Genomic DNA, 19,682 nt, shown 5'->3' on the forward strand with positions numbered 1-19,682 from the left:
TGCGCATTATCGTTGGTACATCACCGTTAGCTTAAAGCTTATTTGTACACTCCTGATCTTTTAGTTTAGATCTTGTTATCTAAGGAATATTATTTGATGCACCATATGGATTGTTCATTTCTTGCTGTTTTAAATGCTCTTCCACTGGGACAAGCGTATTTTAATTTGTAAATGTCTCCATAGCCTCATGGGGAATCCTCTTCTTTATATGCGCTCATTGATTTTGATCAACAATTTCTTTAAGATTTGCTTCTCCTCGTTAGTAAGAGCTTGAACGATTTCATCCTCCACCTTTTGGAATGAGTCATTAAAGCCTTCAATCAACTCAATCGCTTTTGGCAATACATATATATTTTTTTGCCGTTCATTATTGGCAGGGATTTTGCGCTCAATGAATCCTTTTTGCTCTAGACCTTGAAGCATGCTTGTAATACTGGCCCCACGCACATGAAACCGATCTGCAAGGTCCTTTTGAATAATATGATTATCTTGGTTCTCGTAAATATAGTCGATTACTTTTCCTTGTTGAGCGTTTAACCCTAGTTCCTTTATACTCTCGTCCGCTCTTTTCTTTAATTTAAGACCGATAATCTGAAACAAATCCAAATAAGGCGTATCCTTTCGGGATTGCATGATCGCCCCTCCTAATTGTTAGAAAGCTAATTATAAGCAACTAAACTATACAGTGATCCTATCCGCATGTCAAATAACTTAGTTTATTGACAGTTAGAACTCTAACAGTTATACTTCGAATTGTTATAAACAAACACCTTGGAGGAATTTCAAATGGAGAAGATAACTCAAAATACTGCGTTAGAACAAGTTACGGCGATTACAAATGTACGTATTTTTGATGGAGAACAAATTATAGCGTCAAGACATGTTGTCATCAAAGGGGAGTCCATTATTGCAGTGGGTGGAGACCTTCCGACCGATGCAACGATTATCGATGGGGAAAATGCGACTTTAATGCCCGGTCTGATTGATGCACATGTCCACACCTCAATCGGCGGATTACGAGATGCCTTAAAATTCGGCGTTACGACAGAACTCGAAATGAACGGCGATTTTACGAAACGAGGACGCGAGATCCAGTTAAAAAATGTGGATGACGTTGCAGACGTCCGTTCTGCCGGCACAGCAATCACCGCTCCGGGCGGACACCCAGATGAATTGCTGCCGGATGGGGATGAAATACCTGAATTCGTATTAAGGGAGCTAGAAAAGTTATCGGAGGAAGACCGGGAAGCGATGTTGGCCGCATACGCTCACGATCACGATGAAATACCGCAAGTGACGACGGTGGAAGAAGCGATTAAACATGTGCATACTCAAGTGGAGAATGGTGCCGACTATATTAAAATCATGATTGAAGAAGGGACGGTCATGGGTGCACCCGGCCTGCCTGTTCTAAGCGACGAGATTCTAAAAACAGCCGTGACAGAAGCCCACAAGTTCGATAAGCTGGTCATCGCCCACGTCTTGACGGCTCTTTCATCGCAAGCAGCCATCGATTTTGGAGTCGACGGTTTGGGCCACTTGTTTATCGACAGACCCGAGTACACGTCCGAGTTGGTGAAATCCATAGCGGATTCAGGCGCTTTTGTTACACCGTGCTTGGTGTTGAACTCATCGATTGTTGGGAAACCGGCATCGGAATTGGCGAATGATCCGCGTGTTCATTCCAAATTAAGTCCGGATTGGATCGATATTTTGAACTCAAGCTTCAATACGTTCCCGCAAGGCAATATGGAGAACAGCTTTAAGAATGTGATGGATCTTCACCGTGCCGGAGTTGATATTCTGGTAGGGACAGATGTTGCGCCGGTTCCCGTTCCGAACCTTGGCGGCCTTGCTCACGGAGCAAGCGTCCACCACGAAATGCAGCTGCTGGTGAAGGCCGGGTTCACTCCGATTGAAGCTCTTCAGTCGGCTACTACCAAACCCGCCCGTTGCTTTGGTCTTCACGATCGCGGCCGTATTACCGAAGGTGCGCGCGCTGACCTTATTCTCGTAAACGGTGATCCGACAACCAATATCTCGGATACCTTGTCGATCACATCCGTGTGGTTCAAAGGTTCGCAGCAACTAGGTTAATCGGTTCGATCTCCCTGTACAATGTCGTCAATTCGAATGATGAGCGAACCGGAGATGATGATGCCGTTGCTGATCGTAAAATCATCAAGAAGAGGGACTAGTCCCTAGTCCCTCTTCGACTTTAATGTATTAATCCAAATCCTCTTGTCAGAAACGACAGCCAGATCAATGTTCCTTCAGATACAATCTAACCCGTTTTATTCCCATTGAATTATCAATGTAGTCATTGTTTAAATTTTAGTACATTTTGGAATTATACTGCCCGTTAGCTTAATGACGTACAGATTTCGAATACTTTAAGCTAGAGCTCAGCAACAATAGAGAAGACTGCCGATATCATCTCTCTTAACTAATGTACATAGCGAAAATTTATATTTTTGGTACTCCCTTCTTATGCAAGGAGCGTACTCCATGGAAAATTGAGCTCTGAAAAGAGAAAGAATTTACTTCATCTAACTATTTCTCTTTAAAAAACGTTCTTAGTGGCAACATACCTTTTATAAAAAATATAGCCATACAGTAAAAACTGTATGGCTAATCTGTCCACTTATCAAAATCTTTATAACTACTTTTGCTCTTTTTCAATTCCGATTACTTCCAGTGCATTTCAAAACTTCCTGCTTTTAAGTTCATCCACAACGTCTACTCAATAATAAATCTTCTCATCCCGCTTCTCCTTCAAGATCTCCACCGCTTCGCGGAAGCGCAGCGCATGCACGATCTCTCGTTCCCGAAGGAATTTCAAACTGTCCTGTAGATCCACATCATCGGTCACATCAATCAGCCACTGGTAGGTCGCTCTCGCCTTCTCCTCCGCTGCTATATCCTCGTACAGATCAGCTATCGGGTCTCCCTTGGCTGCTATGTATGCAGCCGTCCAGGGAACGCCTGCTGCATTGTTGTAGAACATTGCGCTGTCATGCGCGACATAATTAGCGCCCAGCCCCGCCTCTTCCAGCTGTCTAGGCGTCGCATCCTTGGTCAGCTTATAGATCATCGTCGCAATCATCTCGAGATGGGCGAATTCCTCTGTCCCTATGTCTGTTAATAAGCCTACAACTTTATCCGGAATCGTATATCTCTGATTCAGATAACGGAGCGCTGCCGACAGTTCTCCATCCGCTCCGCCATATTGCTCAATTAGATAACCTGCCATTTTGGGATCGCATTTGCTTACCCGAACAGGATATTGCAGCTTTTTCTCATAGATCCACATGCTAAGCCCCCTCTTTAGTTTTCTTTATACCTGCCATGGCCATGGGCTTTCCGCCCATTTCCACGGATATTGTGAGAAGCTGTGACCGAACTGCATCAGTGGACCGTACAGTTGCTCATATTGAAGGGCAACTTGCTGGCGCTGCAAGGCCAGTTGATTGAATTGCTGAAGAGCATGCGTATCCGTTGGATGCGTATCCAGATAGAGTGTCAGCTCAACGAGCGCGAATTGAATAGCCTGAAGCTCTTCCAGCTTCTTATAATATTGTTCATCGAGTTTAATGCTCACCGTTGCTCACCTTCCTCACTGGCTGAACTTGGATTCATAAGAGCTGAATAACGCTGGCCATAATGTACCGAGCCTCAATGCATCCTGCAGGGCAAATTGCGGCAATCCCGGCGGCTGAAAAACAATGAATTGATTCGGCGGAAGAACATAGCTCTTATACCTGATGGGAGGGCAAGGATCATGGGGACTATGAAACTGCGAGTAGACACGCGTCTGATTAAGCGGATTATTGAGAATATCACTCACGCGAGTATTCCTCCTTTGGCATAAGCTTGATGATTAATCTATATGCCCACATACCGCATTTCATATCTTGTACAACACAAACAAACCCGGCAGCGGAATATCCGCTGCCGGGTCGATTCGTTCTTTTACAATTTAATATTGATCTTGAACAGCCCTGCCTTACGAGCAGCCATGTAGATGATGACAACTAGCGGACCAAGGAATACCCCGATAACCCCCACTAGCTTGAAGCCTACATATAAGCTGACTAGAGCAGACAAGGCGCCAATCCCCACAGAATCACCCAATATCTTCGGCTCCACAATTCTACGGAATACCGTAATGAACAGGAACAGAATAACTAAGCCGATCCCTGTGAATAGATCACCCGTAACCGCCAGATACGTTGCCCAAGGCACCAAGACAGATCCTGTACCAAGAATAGGCATAATATCGACGATAACGATAAGCAGCGCAATGGCAAGCGGATATTTGATGTCCAATATGAGCAAGCCTACCAACGAGATCGCATAGGTTAGTGCACTAAGAATCAATTGCGAGCGAAGAAAGCCGAAAATTGATTTTTTGAGATTGTTCAGCATCTCATTGACTTTGGAACGGGACTTCTCTTCGAATAAGCTAAGGACGGTCGTCTTCATCGTATTCAAGCTGTAGCCGAACATGTAGACAGCAACCAGGAATACGATGAAGAAGATGAACATGCCCGGAATGCCCGACACGAACGAGATAACGGTAGTGGACAGTGAGCTAACCATACTGGTTAGTGCCTTGCTCAGCTCTGTAAGCCAGGTCTCGATCTGCTGCACAGCGTCTGGCGAGAATTTCTGATACTGCGTCTGCGCATTTTCCATTAAGGTAGTGACGTAATCGCTTGCCTCAGTGAAATAATGGGGAACCCGCTGAGCAAAAGCGATCAGCTCGGCAATGATTTTAACCCCCAGCAGCACCATCAAGCCGATTAGAACAAGGGTAAATAATGTGCTCGAAATCGTTGAGGCAATCAGTCGGTTCATACGAAACTTGCGTACGAAAAGCTGTGTTAACGGCTCCATGAATATCGCGACAACAAGAGCAAGCAGAAACGGCGCTCCCACTGTAAAAAACAGATATAAGAGAAGCAACCCTACCGCAATCATAACCAGCGTTTTGATTGACAAAAACTTGTCACCCTCTCCAGCAGCTATCCAAATTCAATTCTTACTAACTAGCATACTCCCATCTGCGGGAGTCATGTCTAATCCAGCCTATTAATATCCTACACTAATTAAAGCAGAGCGAAACGCTTGTGGAAATCCACTTCTTTGTAGTACATGTCTTTCACAAGCAGATTCGGACCGCAGCAAGATGCCGCAGGACAATGGCAATTCACGCTGCGTGCCAGCGAATGGTCGAGCCAACGGGAGAAGATATCATCCAGCTTCTCTGAGCCGATATCGCCGAATGCTGGAACGTCCGAGAAGTCGGTAACGAACACCTCTCCTGTAAACAAATTGACATTCAGGCGATTGCGTCCATCCGGATCGTTGCGCACCGTTACATTAGGCTCTGTCGCCAGACGAGTCAACAGGGCGCGTTCCTCTGCGTTGTCGCTGCAATGATAGAACGGAAGCGTACCGAACAGCATCCAGACGGAGGTGTCCCTGCTATCTAGCAGTCGCTCTATGGAACGACGCATCTCTTCTCTCGTAATAACAGGCAGATCTTTGGCAAAAGAGCTCGGATACATCGGATGCACTTCATGTCTCTGACAGCCCATATCCATAATCAGCCGATGAATTTCGTCCATCTTCTCATGCGTGCGATAATTGATCATAGATTCCGCCGATACAAGCACACCCGCATCGCTTAATCGACGAGCATTGTCAATCATCCGATCATACAGCTTCACAGCCGCCGCTCGTGATACGGAGTGGCCTGCTTTGGCGAAGCCGATCTGGTGGAAATCATCGGCGTTCGTATAATTGAAGGAAATGTGCATCACATCCAGATAAGGGGCTAATACCTCATATCTGCTGTATGGCAATGTCACGTTGGAGTTGATCTGCGATCGAACGCCGCGGCTTCTAGCATACTGAAGAAGGGGGAGCATGTATTCCTTAACGGTCCGATCCGAGAACGAAGGCTCCCCTCCTGTTATACTGATTGTCTCCAAATGCTTTACCTCATCCAGACGCTGGAGCATAAGCTCGATCGGCAGCTTATCTGGTTCGGCCATAACTAACGTATCGCCAACGGCACAATGCTCGCAGCGCATATTGCATAGATTGGATACCGTCATTTCAACGCTCGTTAAAGTATGCTCCTTATACTGCTGCAAGGAGCGAATAGGATCCCAAGGATCATTCGTTGGGGACAATGGAGAAAGCGGTCTTGCATTAAATTCTATCGTATTCATTGTATCAGCACCTGACTTACCTTACACGGTTGGATTAATTGAATCTCTTTACATTGTAATGTTCGAATCGCTCCGAAGCAATGAAAATAGGGATAAAACCTAAAAAGAAGCCTTACGGCTTCTCAAGTAACCCTTATTCTGTTAAATTCCCGATACGAGCGGCACATCCGGCTGCTCGTCATTGACGCTAACAATCATCGTAGTCAGCTGCTTCGACAGATCCACTTCATAAGGGACAATCAATTCTTCACCGGCTTCATTATGTAAAATTCGAATGATCGGTCGATGCGGATAGGATTGGTTGAAATCGACGACAACACCGGACTCTCCGGTATGCAATTTGACCGTAATGCCAATCGGATAGATGGCTACCTTATCCCGGAACAGCTCCACCATAGGCTGCTCATACAAAGTGCCTGTACCAGCATAGAGCACTTCGATTGCTTGATGAGGCAGCATCGGCGCACGATATACTCGATTAGTCGTCATCGCATCATAAGAATCCACTAAGCCTATCCACTTCGCATAAGGGTGTATATCATTCCCCTTCAAGCCGCGTGGATAACCGCTTCCGTCAATTCTCTCATGATGCTGGAAGGCGCAATGCGCCACGATAAGCGGCAGATTAGGCTCATCCTTCAGGAGCTCGAATCCGATCTTCGTATGATTTTTCATACTCTCGTATTCCTCATCCGTTAATCTGCCCGGCTTCCGCAATACGTCCACTGGTACTTGTGTTTTACCGATATCATGCAGAAGCGCCCCCATTCCAAGCACCATAAGCTCTTCTCGAGAATAGCCGTAGGCCGTGCCCAGCAAGGTCGTGTAGACGCAGACGTTCAAAGAATGCTGGAATAAATAATCATCCACAGCACCCATATTCATTAACATAATCATCGCATCCTGATGGTTGGCTAGGTCATCAATAATCATCGTCATCATTTGTTTAAAGGGCTGTGCGATATAAGGGAATGGCACTCCCTTTTGCCGTTTGGGACGATCCATCATTTCACGGAAGTTGGTCCTGATTTCCTTCAGGGCAACACGAATCGTATCCTCACTTATAATTTCAGGCACAACAATATCTTCCGTCTTCGGATCACTAATATATATATATTGAATCCCGCATTGTTCAAGGCGAGCAATGAGTCGGCTTGTCAATTCGACATTTTCCCCCAGAAGGACTACCCCTTCACCAGAGAAAATCTTTTTAGCCAGTTTCATTCCCGGTATGCATTTTGAAATAGGCACCAACCGCATTTTCTCGATCCTTCCCCTTACTTCTGTTCTTTTAGTTATACATCGGAAAAACCGAGTAGTAATGTTAATGTTAATGTAAGGGAAAATCAATGATTTCGCAACCATTTAATTCTAATTATTCGACACGTTTCTCCAGCGGCTGACGTGGCTAGCAGCAATTGCTGCCCGATCGCCAAGCTCAGAGGCTAATAGATCCCGAATAAATTCGGGTAAATAATAAACGGTCTCTGAAGACTGTCCTAGAGATAGGTAACCAATATGGAAGGTGAACATATCAATTGACCCTACCGTGTAGACCCTCTCATCCTTTAAAGGCTCGCCATTCACGTTAACCGATACAAGCTGCTCATAAGGAGGCTTGGTCGGATCATAATCTACAACGATGCCATCGATCGCCAAAGTGCCCAGCACTTCACCGCGAAAGCCATAGCCCTTGATCGGCTTGCTCGTAAATTCAAGCAGCAGCGCCTGCTCTAGCGCTATCCGAATATCTTTGCCGACCATCCTCATCCGGCAAGGATTAATCGGTGATGGACAAAGAGCATGAAGCTGCCCTTCTGTAACGTCCCCGGGAGCCAGACCACCAAGCAGCTGCCCCGTATTGACGATGCCGATCTCAGCATCAGCATGGGTGCGGAGCCCAGCGGCCAGCAGGTTGGCGAGCGGTGACTCCTGCTCAGGCGAGGCAGGCATAGGCCCGTCAAGCTGAGCGACGACCCGATTTAATCGTCGCTTGCCCGACTCCCGGTAGCTGCTAATAATCGCGGCGGCTTCCGGATGCTCTTCAAAGGCAGCTGTGGGCACGCATTCTGCATGGAAGACGGGACGATCGGTTACGGGATCCATGCCAATCTCAACACGTCCAATATACTCTCCGAATTTACCGGCGGCACAAACGGTCGTATTGCCAATAATAAGCGGCTCCTCCAACAAATGATGCGTGTGGGCACCCAGTATTAGATCTACGCCCTCGACCTCCGCTGCCATCTGCTTATCCACATTGATTCCCAGATGGGAGAGAACAACAACCACATCGACATCATTGCGCAGCTCTGCCACTTGCTCTCTGACTGCTTCCAGGGGATCAGACAATTCCCACCCGAGCAGCTCGTAAAAATTCGTGTATCTAGCTGTAACACCGATAAGAGCGATATTCATTCCATTTTTTTCAACGATAGCATGTGACATAAGCCAGTCGGGCTGCTCTTCCGATTCCGATTCCAGCCCTCTTATATTAGCTCCGAGAATGGCAAATTTCGCTTTCGCATAGACCTTCGTTAACGTATCCTTGGAATAGGTTAGGCCCTCATTATTGCCAAGCGTGACCGCTTCATAGCCCGCAGCATTGAGCAGCTCTACATTCACCATTCCGTCGCTGCCTTCGGTTTCTAGACGAATGCGATCCATATGATCGCCACAATCGACAACCAGCAGCCGATCATCCCCATTGTACCTTCTTTCATCAGAAATAAAGGAAGCCATTCTCGCGGCATTTTCCAATCGGCTATGGATATCATTGCTATGGAGTAGAACGACTCGAGTCATTGCACTGTTCTTATAGGAATTCATGCCTGCCTCCTTGCTGGTTATCACCCTAGTATTTACTATTTGAATTTACGAATTTCCTCAGCAGAAAATAAATTTTTGAAGCCGTAAGAAGCTTCTGTCTCCAGAGCGTCATGGACAAACGTAAGCTTCACGATGCTTTTCACGTTCAAGCACTTACTGCTCCCATTCGGAACGTAGAGTCGTATAGGCCCGCCCTTGCTAAGCGGTTCCCCATCTATTGTGAAGAGAACTACTGCCCCCGATAGCTGACTCCACGGTATGAATGCTTGAAACCCATCTGCAGCTTCTACCCGAAGGCCGCTAGGTACGCTGTCAATGCCATGCAGAAGCCGCCAGGCCGCATACCAGCCATTCCAATCAAAGGCTTCCCCTAGAACACCCGGCACATGCTCGGACAGTGCAAAGGACGCCCCAGCCTGCTTGGCCATCTTTTGAGGAGTAATCACTTCTGATCCATATTCTCCGTAATAGATCTGTATGAGTCCGCTCATCCTCTATTACCCTCCAATTTGGGACATCCGCCGTTCCGTTGGCACATGGGAAAGAGCTCCATTAGCCAACTTTTCCGCCATCTCATGGTTTTCCGGCTTCAAGTCCATCGCTCTATGAAATAATGTCACCATCGCTTCACGATTCCCGAGCGCTGCCTTTACATTCAGCTCATCTACCCAATAGAGGCATGGCTTCAAGGAGCCATCGGCTGTTAATCGGAGCCGATTGCAGCTCTTGCAGAAATGATCGCTGACAGGATGTATAAGGCCAAAGGAACCCTGCCCACCCTCCATCTGCCAATCATCGGAGGGCCCGTTGCCTCTTATATCCGTTTTCTGTGCAATCCGATAGCCTTGTTCCTTGGCAACCTCCATTACACGCGATAGCGGAAGATAGTGCTTGCGCCAATTATCATCAGCATGGCCGATTGGCATATATTCAATGAATCGAACATGCATCGGATGCTTATACGCAAGGTCAAGGAAGGCAGCAATCTCATCCTCATTCACGTCCTTCAGCAGCACGCAATTCAGCTTGATTGGAGTCAAGCCTGCAGCAGCGGCTACTTCAATACCCTCTATAACTTTTTTCAAGTCGCCTCTTCGGGCAATAAACTTGAAACGGGCTGGGTCAAGTGTATCGAGACTAATATTAACGCGGTTCAAGCCGGCTTGCTGCAGAATAGCCGCTTGCTTGCCCAGCAATATTCCATTGGTCGTTAACGCTATATCTTCAATGCCATCAATCACTGACAGCCTTCGTATCAGCTCATCCAAGCCCTTGCGAACCAGAGGCTCTCCTCCAGTGATGCGGAGCTTCGATATGCCCATGCTTGCAGCGGCCTCTACAACCTCAACAATATGATCAAAGGTGAGCAAGTTATTCGCATCATCAAATTCCATGCCTTCCTCCGGCATGCAATACAAGCAGCGTAAATTACATCTATCCGTGACAGAAATACGCAAATAATCATGTATTCGACCAAAGCGATCGACTAGCTGCGGCATTCTCTCACTCCCTTTCTATCTGTCAATAGCATAACATTTTTCACTTGATTATGGTATGCTATAAGCGTGTTTATCCTTTGTCTAGGAAGGTAATAAGGAATGGAATTCAGTTGGACAATCAAGCTTTTTGCAGGGCTGTCAGAACGATTTGGAACGCCTGCCATTACGTTACATTATTCGCAAGAGCAAATGGCTGTCAGCCAGCTCAAGCTGCTCCTTGCACAGCTATACCCGGAGCATGGAGAGCTTATCCGTATTTCTTTCGTTGCACGTAACCATGGGTATGTCCCTGATGAGACTATCCTCCAAATAGCAGACGAGCTTGCTTTGCTTCCCCCCGTATCGGGCGGAGAAGCTCCGGGCAGCCGCCGCTCTTCTGAATACAACCCCTATATTATAACGACGGAACCTTTAACCTCGGAAGAAGTTCTTGCCAAGGTCAATGTTGCCGAGCATGGCGCAGCAATTGCCTTTGTTGGCACCACTAGGGAATGGACGAACGGTCAGCGGACCGTTCGATTGGAATACGAGGCCTATCCACCAATGGCTATCAAGATGATGGAGCAGATTGGCGATGAGCTCGCTGAGCGATGGCCCGGTACACTCACAGCCATTTCGCATCGAATCGGCGTGGTCCCTATTGCAGAGACGAGTGTCATTATTGCCGTTTCCTCCCCGCATCGAGACAGCTGTTATGAAGCAAGCCGATATGCCATCGAGCGCTTGAAGCAAATTGTACCAATTTGGAAAAAAGAAATCTGGGAGGATGGCTCTGAGTGGAAAGGTCACCAGCAGGGGCCATGGAATCCCATCCTGCCGATGGAGTGAGTTCTGATGACAGAGAATAACAATAACCATCGCCTCACTCCTGCTGATGCCCAGCGTTATGCAAGGCAGCTCCGCTTTGCTCCGTTTGGCGGTGAAGCTGGACAGCTGTCCTTGCAACGAAGCCGGGTGGCTGTCGTAGGGGTCGGCGCCCTCGGCTCCGTCCTCGCTCAGCATTTAGTCCGCTCAGGTGTAGGCTATATTCGCCTCATTGATCGGGATATTGTGGAATGGAGCAATTTGCAGCGCCAAATGCTCTATACCGAGCAAGATGTTCATCAGCTGCTTCCCAAAGCGGAGGCCGCAGCCGCTCACTTGCGCCATGCCAACAGCTCCGTTAAGATTGAGCCGGTCATTGCCGATCTCACGGCAGCCCATGCCGAGCAGCTTCTCTCAGATGTTGATCTTATCCTTGATGGTACCGATAATTTCACTGTCCGTTATCTGATGAATGATATTAGCATCAAGCATCAGATTCCTTGGATATACGGCGGGGCAGTAGGATCTTCAGGAATGACAATGACCATTATTCCGGGAACAACGCCTTGTTATCGCTGCATGTTCCCCTCGCCTCCCCCTGGAGGTGCTGTAGACACTTGCGAGACGACCGGTGTGCTATCTCCAATTATTGATATGATTGCATCCATGCAGGCTGGTGAAGCACTCAAGCTGTTGTCCGGCAATCGGGAGGCGCTTCACGGCACCTTGTTCCAAGCGGATTTCTGGCGGAACTCTTATATGCCAATAGACATATCGCAAGCCAAACGTGCAAGCTGCCCAACCTGCGGCGAGCACCAATTTGAATATGCCGATATGAATAGTAACGAAGCTGCAGCTGCTACCCTATGCGGCCGCCAGACCATTCAAATTACACCGATGCACTCACAACGGCTCGTACTCACCCAGCTCGCCGAGCGCCTGCGCCATGCAGGTGACATTGAGCTCAATCCGTTCCTGCTTCGTTTGCGGCTTGCCGATGCTCTTACCTTCATCCTATTTCCTGATGGAAGAGCACTCATACAAGGTACCGATAATATCGTAAAAGCAAGGTCGATATATGCTGAATTATTAGGCAATTAGTCTTGATTTCAATTATATCTTATTGCCAATCTATTCATGTATTGTTACTATACTACTTATATACCATCCCTATTATAAGAGGTGCAGCAAATGCGGGTTCACGTTACAGATCTGAAAGCAGGAGATCTATTACTCGAAAATATATTCAACGGATATGGCCTCCATGTGTTGTCTAAAGGGACCTTATTGCAAAGTAAGGAAATATCGCGATTATTTCAACACCAGATCGATTATGTGGAAATCGAACCTCGCGCCTCTGAGCAAATCCCCGATCGTACACTAGAATCCATCGTCAATCCGAAATGGCTGCCTTCTGTTAAGCCTGATTATGAACAAGCCGTCAAGGGCTTCCAAGCCTTATTCCAAAAAGCAAATAGTGACGGAATCATAAATGAAGATGAAGTAACAGCCGCGTTCCAGCCTTTATTAAAAAACTTTCAATTAGAGCGAGATGTCGTATCTATGCTGCTTCTCCTCAATACGAAAGATGACTATACCTATCAGCATTCCGTACAAGTGGGCATGTTGTCCTACTATTTAGCTTCATGGTTAGGCTATACAGATGATGAGGCACTTCAGATCGGCAGAGCCGGCTTTCTCCATGATATCGGCAAAAGCAAAATTCCCGACAGCATCTTGAACAAGCCCGCCAAGCTGACTGAACAGGAATTTGAAGAAGTGAAGAAGCATACGATCTACGGACATGACATTATTACCAGATCCTTCCCTGATGAGCATTCGCTTGTAGCGATTAGCGCCCTGCAGCATCATGAGCGAGTCGATGGCAGCGGCTACCCACATGGTATTTCTGGTGACGAGATTCATCCTGTAGCCAAGATTATTGCTGTCGTAGATATTTATAGTGCAATGATTTCCAAAAGAGTCTATCAGCAAAAACGCGATTTGTTCTTCGTGTTGAGAGAGCTGCATAAGCTGAGCTTCAAAGAAATTGATGCCCATACGACCCAGACATTCATCAAGCATATGATTCCTAACTTTATAGGCAAGAATGCTCTGCTGGAATCCGGTGAATATGGCGTGATCGTTATGACTCATCCTACCGAGTTCTTCCGACCGCTTATCCAAATCGAAGAACGCTTCGTTGATCTATCTATAGAACGCGAGTATGAAATCAAGGAGATTCTCATCTAGCTTCACACTTGCCAACACAAAAGAGCCTCGCAGCTACATACCTGTAGCTGCGAGGCTCTTTTTCTAGGCTATTTAAGCTTGATTACGATCAAGCTAACCGCTTAATTCAGAAGTAATGCTTAGCCGATAGAACCTTCCATCTCGAACTTGATAAGACGGTTCATCTCTACTGCATACTCCATTGGAAGCTCTTTCGTGAACGGCTCGATGAAGCCCATAACGATCATTTGCGTTGCTTCCGCATCCGTTAGGCCACGGCTCATCAAGTAGAACAATTGATCCTCGGATACCTTGGATACTGTTGCTTCATGCTCAAGCGTGATGTTATCGTTCATGATCTCGTTATAAGGAATCGTATCGGACGTTGATTCATTATCGAGAATTAGCGTATCACACTTAATGTTCGCTTTTGCTCCTTCGGAGTTGCGTCCGAACGATGCCAGACCGCGATACGTTACTTTACCGCCATGCTTACTGATCGACTTCGATACAATCGTTGACGTCGTATCAGGTGCTAGGTGAAGCATTTTCGCGCCTGCATCCTGATGCTGGCCTTTGCCTGCTACAGCTATGGACAGAACCATGCCTTTAGCACCGCGGCCTTTCAGAACAACGGCTGGATATTTCATCGTCAGCTTGGAGCCGATGTTGCCATCCACCCATTCCATTGTCGCGTTTTCTTCAGCAACTGCACGTTTTGTAACCAGATTATAAATATTCGGAGCCCAGTTCTGAATCGTTGTATAGCGGCAGCGAGCGTTCTTTCTAACCAGAATCTCAACTACTGCGCTATGCAGGGAGTTCGTGCTATATACAGGAGCTGTACAGCCCTCTACATAATGAACGAAGCTATCCTCATCAGCAATAATGAGCGTACGCTCGAACTGACCCATATTCTCGGAGTTGATACGGAAGTATGCCTGCAGAGGCACTTCGCATTTCACGCCTTTTGGTACATAGATGAAGCTTCCGCCCGACCATACCGCACTATTCAAAGCTGCGAATTTATTATCCGTACGTGGAATAATCGTGCTGAAATATTCTTTAACAAGGTCTGGATATTCACGAAGCGCTGTATCCATATCCGTGAAGATAACACCTTGCTTCTCCAGATCTTCCTGCATGCTGTGGTAGACAACCTCAGACTCATACTGTGCCGATACGCCCGCAAGGAACTTCTGCTCTGCTTCAGGAATACCCAGCTTATCGAAGGTTTCTTTAATTTCTTGTGGAACCTCTTCCCAAGTCTTGCCTTGTTTCTCGGACGGCTTCACATAATATTGAATATCATTGAAGTCAAGATCGTCCATATTGCCGCCCCATTGCGGCATCGGCATTTTGTTGAATTGCTCCAGCGACTTCAGACGGAATTCAAGCATCCATTCCGGCTCGCCCTTCATCGAAGAAATCGTACGAACGATTTCTTCCGTCAGACCTTTACCAGACTGGAAAACCGATTTATGCTCATCACGGAAACCATACTTATACTCTTCCATTTCAGGCATTTGTTTAGCCATTCTTATTCACGCTCCTCTTTCATAATGATGCTAAGATTGCTGCTGCTCGATCCCTTTACGCAGGGCATTCCATGCAAGTGTGGCACATTTGATCCGTGCAGGAAATTTATTGACACCAGATAGTGCTTCGATATCTTCGTTTTCCTCGAATTCGACCGACTCGCCTTTCATTAGCCCTGAGAATCTTTCGGCAAGCTCGATTGCTTCTTCGAAGGTTCTGCCTTTAACAGCTTCCGTCATCATAGATGCGGAGCTCAAGCTTATAGAACAGCCTTCCCCACTAAACTTAGCGTCACTCACCTTGCCGTCTACCATTTGAAGCTGCAACGATATGCGATCACCACAGGTCGGGTTATTCAAGTTAATGGTAACGGATTCGGCATCCATGGTTCCGCGGTTGCGTGGATTTTTATAATGATCCATGATAACTCTGCGGTATAAATCATCCAATTGCATGACCGAAGAACTCCTTTGTTGTGAGCAGGCCGTCCGCTAAGCGGTCCACGTCCTCCTCGGTATTATATAAATAAAAGCTTGCTCTTACTGTTGCCGATACATTCAACCAACGCATAAGCGGTTGGCAGCAATGATGTCCCGCGCGTACAGCAATCCCTTTCGCATCAAGAACGGTTGATACATCATGCGGATGAATATCACCTAAGTTAAAAGTAACCAATCCGACACGATTCGCTCTCGGGCCATATATCGTAACATCCTCAATCTGAGAAAGCTTGTCGTAAGCATAAGCAGCCAGCAGCTTCTCATGCTTGTCGATCTCGTCCATCCCAATTTGCTCTAAAAAGTCGATAGCAGCTCCAAGGCCGACTGCACCCGCAATAATTGGAGTGCCTCCTTCAAAACGGTACGGGATGTCTTTCCAGGTCGACTCGTACAAGTCCACGAAATCAATCATCTCGCCGCCGAATTCAATCGGCTCCATCTTGGAGAGCAGCGCCTTCTTGCCATATAGAGCACCGATTCCGGTAGGTCCACACATCTTGTGACCAGAGAAAGCATAGAAATCACAATCTAAATCTTGAACGTCTACCTTTTTGTGCGGCGTGCTTTGTGCTCCATCAACAACCATTACTGCACCATTGCGATGCGCAATCGCAGCAATTTCTTTGATCGGATTAACGACGCCGAGCACATTAGATACATACGTAATTGCAACGACCTTCGTATTCGGTGTAATCGTATTCTCCACATCAACAAGCGATAAGGTGCCATCCGGCTGGAGCGGTATATACTTCAAGGTTGCTCCAGTAGCTTTGGCCACTTGCTGCCAAGGAATAAGATTGGCATGATGCTCCATCGGCGTAATAACAATCTCGTCGCCTTCGCTGCACACTGAGCGTGCATAACTCGAAGCAACCAAATTAAGTGCAGTGGTCGTACCGCGCGTGAAAATAATTTCTTCTGCCGATGGTGCATTCAGAAACTTCGCAACCTTCTCCCGCGCTCCTTCATAAGCGTCCGTCGCCCGTGATCCGAGCGTATGAACGCCGCGGTGCACGTTCGAATGATCCAGCTCATAATAACGACTAACCGCATCAATGACGGAACGCGGCTTCTGGGAAGATGCCGCGCTGTCTAGATAAACGAGCGGATGCCCGTTTATCTCTTGATGCAGTATCGGGAATTGCTCCCGTACCGCTTCTATATTCATCCTTCCAGCTTCCTTTCGAGCAGACGTTGAAGCTGCTCGCGTACCGCATCAATAGGAATCTCCGATACGACAGGAGCAAGGAATCCGTAAATGATCAATCTTTCTGCATCTTTCTTGCTGATTCCGCGGGACATCAGGTAGTAGACCTGCTCAATGTTAACTTGTCCTACGCTCGCCGCATGACCTGCTTTAACATCGTCCTCGTCGATAAGAAGAATCGGGTTGGCATCCCCGCGCGCTTTCGGGCTAAGCATAAGAACCTTCTCTGTCTGCACGCCGTTCGCTTTGGTTGCGCCTTTCTCAATCTTCGTAATACCGTTGATGATCGCTGTTGCGTTGTCTTTCATAACTGCGCGAGTCACCATGTTGCTCTCAGAGCTGCGTCCGAAGTGAACCGCTTGCGTCGTCAAGCTTAGCTTCTGATCATTCTTGCCGATGCTGATGACCTTGGCATCGGAATTAGAGCCATTGCCCTTGAGCAATGAAGCTGTATCCGACAGCGTGTAGCCATCATTCAAATCACCGACTACCCATTCCATCTGTCCGTCATTCTCAATGATAGCACGGCGAAGCGACAGATCTACGCCATTGTCCGACAGATGATGAATGGAGCCAAAACGTACGTGAGCGCCCGATTTGACGAACACTTCAACGATAGAATGATGAACAAACGGCGCCGTAATGGAGCCCGGCTCAGAAACTACATAGTCTACATAAGTAACCGAGCTGTTGCTCTCTGCTACGATGAGAATATGCGGAGCGAATGAAGCCTCTGCCTTGTTGTTGAACAGAATCGCCTGCAAAGGCAGTTCTACTTCTACGTTCTTAGGAACGTAGATGAATACGCCGCCATTCCATAATGCTGCATGAAGGGCTGTAAGCTTGCTCTCGCCTTTGGCTACTGCTTGGAACAAATACTGCTGTACCAGCTCGCCATGCTCTCTGCATGCTGTTTCTAAATCAGTGAAAATAACGCCTTTGGCAGCTAATTCAGCAGACAACTGCTTGAAAATAGCGTTGGAATTTTGCTGTACAAGCAAATTCTCTGTACCTTCTGCTACTAATTCACGAACCACCTGCGGCAGTTCAGCGACTGTTCCTGCTGGAGCAGCCTGTTCATAATTTCCGACAGCTGTCAGGTTCCACCGGTCAAGACGTGTCTTTTCCGGCTTCGGCCATTCCAGCGTACCTGCAAGCTCAGCGGCTTCGCCGCGCAGCTCAACGAGCCATTGCGGCTCTCCCTTGCTGCTAGCAAGAGCTTCGGCAGACTGACGGTCAGTCGGAGTCGATAGTTGTGTACTCATCCGTTAATCCCCCTTCTCCTCTGCTTACGCTTGGCCTACTGTTTCGTCAACGATACCGAGTTCATCTTTAACCCAGTCATAACCTTCATTTTCCAGACGCTCTGCAAGCTCCGGTCCACCTGATTTCACGATGCGTCCTTGCATCATAACGTGAACAAAGTCTGGCGTAATATAGTTAAGCAAACGCTGATAGTGTGTAATAATTAGGAAGCCGCGGTCTTCCGAACGCATTGCGTTAACGCCGTTCGATACAATTTTGAGTGCATCGATATCAAGACCGGAGTCGATCTCATCGAGTACAACAATTTTCGGATCAAGCAGTGTCATTTGCAGAATTTCGTTACGTTTCTTCTCGCCGCCGGAGAAGCCTTCGTTCAAGTAGCGGTGAGCGAACTCAGGGTTCATCTCTAGTTCTTTCATCTTGCCTTCCATTTGGCGGATGAACTTGATGAGGGAAATTTCGCTGCCTTCTTCACGGCGTGCATTAATAGCGCTGCGCAAGAAGTCAGAGTTTGTTACGCCTGGAATTTCACTAGGATATTGCATAGCAAGGAACAGACCTGCACGCGCTCTCTCATCTACAGCCATCTCAAGCAAATCTTCACCGTTAAGGAAAGCAGTACCAGCAGTTACCTCATACTTCGGGTGACCCATTAGAGCGGAAGCCAATGTACTTTTACCAGTACCGTTAGGTCCCATGATTGCATGGATTTCTCCGCCTTTAATTTCAAGGTTGATACCCTTCAAAATTTCTTTTCCTTCGATCTCGGCTTTTAAGCCGTCGATGACAAATTGTGTTGCCATAATATGCTGATCCCTCCAAGGTTAGTATAGTCGGTTATTCAACTCACCCAATAATAGAAGTAAATTCGGGTGGAGTGATTCTCATTGATTCTCAATAATCATTTTATTATAAGTTTCATTATAAAGCAATGCGATAAGAGTCGGAACTTCATATTTCTACCCTTAAAATAGACATTCTTTACGAAATCTTCAACTTAATTTGAGCGACCTGTTCTTCAAATTGCTGGTCCGACAGGACCGGCTTCATCCCTGCCCGAGGCACTCCTCCATCTATGTTCACCCAAGATTTACATCCCGTATAGGCCGGGTGCATCGGGATATGTACAGGCTCATCCAGCAAATATACTTTCAACAGCAGAAGATGGAGCGGCTTCGTACGTTTCCACTTCAGCCTCTCCTCTGCGAACGTATCTGTCCAAATGTGAAACTCACGCAGCCGATCCAATGTGTCCTGATCGGTGATCTCTATATCCTCTACTGCTTCGGCATAAGCCTCCAGCTTCATCGTCTCGCTCGCCGGGGACCACTCTGCCATCGTACCCTGGATCTGGCCTTGGTACGCGGACTTTAATAGATGCTCCTTCTGATGCTCGTAAGCAGGCATGAGATAAAATCCCGGACTAATCAATTGAAAGTCTCTCGTTTCCTCAATAATCCCGCCTTTACGGATGACCATGATAAGTTTGCCCTCTTGCAATGCCTTTACCGTAACGGCCCATTCCTTCAATGCTACGGGATGAAGCTGTATTTCGCTGTTCATA

Annotated in this window: 20 protein-coding genes; 4 read left to right on the forward strand and 16 right to left on the reverse strand. The window is 47.1% G+C overall.

Translation table 11 applies throughout. The features are described from left to right. Positions 1 to 204 precede the first annotated feature (204 nt). Positions 205 to 633: a MarR family winged helix-turn-helix transcriptional regulator gene (locus AC50YO_RS03905; protein WP_494843470.1), complete on the reverse strand. Its 429-nt coding sequence runs from the start codon at positions 631 to 633 to the stop codon at positions 205 to 207. Positions 634 to 786: 153 nt separating this feature from the next. Between AC50YO_RS03905 and AC50YO_RS03910 the strand changes: the two genes are divergently transcribed. After that, on the forward strand, positions 787 to 2,097 hold the full coding sequence (locus AC50YO_RS03910) for an amidohydrolase family protein (protein WP_494843472.1): 1,311 nt from the start codon (positions 787 to 789) through the stop codon (positions 2,095 to 2,097). A 646-nt stretch (positions 2,098 to 2,743) separates the two neighbouring features. Here AC50YO_RS03910 and AC50YO_RS03915 read toward each other — a convergent pair. The 9 genes from AC50YO_RS03915 to moaA all read right to left on the reverse strand — a co-directional run bounded on the left by AC50YO_RS03915 (position 2,744) and on the right by moaA (position 10,570). After that, the gene (locus AC50YO_RS03915; RefSeq protein WP_494843474.1) at positions 2,744 to 3,313 is read right to left on the reverse strand and encodes a manganese catalase family protein; all 570 of its coding nucleotides are present in this window, start codon (positions 3,311 to 3,313) and stop codon (positions 2,744 to 2,746) included. Positions 3,314 to 3,337: 24 nt separating this feature from the next. Beyond that, positions 3,338 to 3,601, reverse strand: a complete 264-nt coding sequence (locus AC50YO_RS03920; protein WP_494843476.1) for a spore coat protein CotJB — start codon at positions 3,599 to 3,601, stop codon at positions 3,338 to 3,340. 15 nt (positions 3,602 to 3,616) lie between these two features. After that, positions 3,617 to 3,847: a spore coat associated protein CotJA gene (locus AC50YO_RS03925; protein WP_494843478.1), complete on the reverse strand. Its 231-nt coding sequence runs from the start codon at positions 3,845 to 3,847 to the stop codon at positions 3,617 to 3,619. A 125-nt stretch (positions 3,848 to 3,972) separates the two neighbouring features. Further along, complete coding sequence (ytvI, locus tag AC50YO_RS03930; protein WP_494843480.1) at positions 3,973 to 5,004, reverse strand: sporulation integral membrane protein YtvI; 1,032 nt, start codon at positions 5,002 to 5,004, stop codon at positions 3,973 to 3,975. A 107-nt stretch (positions 5,005 to 5,111) separates the two neighbouring features. Continuing rightward, on the reverse strand, positions 5,112 to 6,242 hold the full coding sequence (yfkAB, locus tag AC50YO_RS03935) for a radical SAM/CxCxxxxC motif protein YfkAB (RefSeq protein WP_494843482.1): 1,131 nt from the start codon (positions 6,240 to 6,242) through the stop codon (positions 5,112 to 5,114). Between the two features lie 141 nt (positions 6,243 to 6,383). Then, positions 6,384 to 7,502, reverse strand: a complete 1,119-nt coding sequence (locus AC50YO_RS03940; protein ID WP_494843484.1) for an HD-GYP domain-containing protein — start codon at positions 7,500 to 7,502, stop codon at positions 6,384 to 6,386. Positions 7,503 to 7,613: 111 nt separating this feature from the next. After that, positions 7,614 to 9,095, reverse strand: a complete 1,482-nt coding sequence (locus AC50YO_RS03945) for a bifunctional metallophosphatase/5'-nucleotidase (RefSeq protein WP_494843486.1) — start codon at positions 9,093 to 9,095, stop codon at positions 7,614 to 7,616. Between the two features lie 11 nt (positions 9,096 to 9,106). After that, positions 9,107 to 9,562 carry a hypothetical protein gene (locus AC50YO_RS03950; protein WP_494843488.1) on the reverse strand — a complete coding sequence of 152 codons (456 nt, stop codon included), beginning with the start codon at positions 9,560 to 9,562 and terminating at the stop codon, positions 9,107 to 9,109. 6 nt (positions 9,563 to 9,568) lie between these two features. Continuing rightward, positions 9,569 to 10,570 (reverse strand): GTP 3',8-cyclase MoaA, encoded by a 1,002-nt coding sequence (moaA, locus tag AC50YO_RS03955; RefSeq protein ID WP_494843490.1) that lies wholly within the window; start codon positions 10,568 to 10,570, stop codon positions 9,569 to 9,571. A 99-nt stretch (positions 10,571 to 10,669) separates the two neighbouring features. Between moaA and AC50YO_RS03960 the strand changes: the two genes are divergently transcribed. The 3 genes from AC50YO_RS03960 (at position 10,670) to AC50YO_RS03970 (ending at position 13,627) form a co-directional block, all read left to right on the forward strand. Then, positions 10,670 to 11,398 carry a molybdenum cofactor biosynthesis protein gene (locus AC50YO_RS03960; RefSeq protein WP_494843492.1) on the forward strand — a complete coding sequence of 243 codons (729 nt, stop codon included), beginning with the start codon at positions 10,670 to 10,672 and terminating at the stop codon, positions 11,396 to 11,398. A 6-nt stretch (positions 11,399 to 11,404) separates the two neighbouring features. After that, a complete protein-coding gene (locus AC50YO_RS03965; RefSeq protein ID WP_494843494.1) occupies positions 11,405 to 12,475 on the forward strand; it encodes a ThiF family adenylyltransferase in 1,071 nt (356 codons plus the stop codon). 90 nt (positions 12,476 to 12,565) lie between these two features. Next, positions 12,566 to 13,627 carry an HD-GYP domain-containing protein gene (locus AC50YO_RS03970; protein WP_494843496.1) on the forward strand — a complete coding sequence of 354 codons (1,062 nt, stop codon included), beginning with the start codon at positions 12,566 to 12,568 and terminating at the stop codon, positions 13,625 to 13,627. A gap of 119 nt (positions 13,628 to 13,746) precedes the next feature. On the opposite strand, the gene sufB is transcribed toward AC50YO_RS03970, so the two are convergent. The 6 genes from sufB to AC50YO_RS04000 form a co-directional block, all read right to left on the reverse strand. Further along, positions 13,747 to 15,144 carry a Fe-S cluster assembly protein SufB gene (gene sufB, locus AC50YO_RS03975; protein ID WP_494843498.1) on the reverse strand — a complete coding sequence of 466 codons (1,398 nt, stop codon included), beginning with the start codon at positions 15,142 to 15,144 and terminating at the stop codon, positions 13,747 to 13,749. A 30-nt stretch (positions 15,145 to 15,174) separates the two neighbouring features. Next, complete coding sequence (sufU, locus tag AC50YO_RS03980) at positions 15,175 to 15,600, reverse strand: Fe-S cluster assembly sulfur transfer protein SufU (RefSeq protein WP_494843500.1); 426 nt, start codon at positions 15,598 to 15,600, stop codon at positions 15,175 to 15,177. Then, positions 15,587 to 16,813, reverse strand: coding sequence for a cysteine desulfurase (locus AC50YO_RS03985; RefSeq protein WP_494843502.1), 1,227 nt, complete (start codon positions 16,811 to 16,813; stop codon positions 15,587 to 15,589). The genes sufU and AC50YO_RS03985 overlap by 14 nt, the downstream gene beginning before the upstream one ends. Continuing rightward, a complete protein-coding gene (gene sufD, locus AC50YO_RS03990; RefSeq protein WP_494843504.1) occupies positions 16,810 to 18,117 on the reverse strand; it encodes a Fe-S cluster assembly protein SufD in 1,308 nt (435 codons plus the stop codon). Before sufD ends, AC50YO_RS03985 begins: the two co-directional genes overlap by 4 nt. 24 nt (positions 18,118 to 18,141) lie before the next feature. Then, positions 18,142 to 18,921: a Fe-S cluster assembly ATPase SufC gene (gene sufC / locus AC50YO_RS03995; RefSeq protein WP_494843506.1), complete on the reverse strand. Its 780-nt coding sequence runs from the start codon at positions 18,919 to 18,921 to the stop codon at positions 18,142 to 18,144. A gap of 178 nt (positions 18,922 to 19,099) precedes the next feature. Beyond that, positions 19,100 to 19,681, reverse strand: coding sequence for a DUF1802 family protein (locus AC50YO_RS04000; protein ID WP_494843508.1), 582 nt, complete (start codon positions 19,679 to 19,681; stop codon positions 19,100 to 19,102). Position 19,682 lies beyond the last annotated feature (1 nt).

The sequence above is a fragment of the Paenibacillus sp. J22P59 genome (assembly GCF_059383895.1).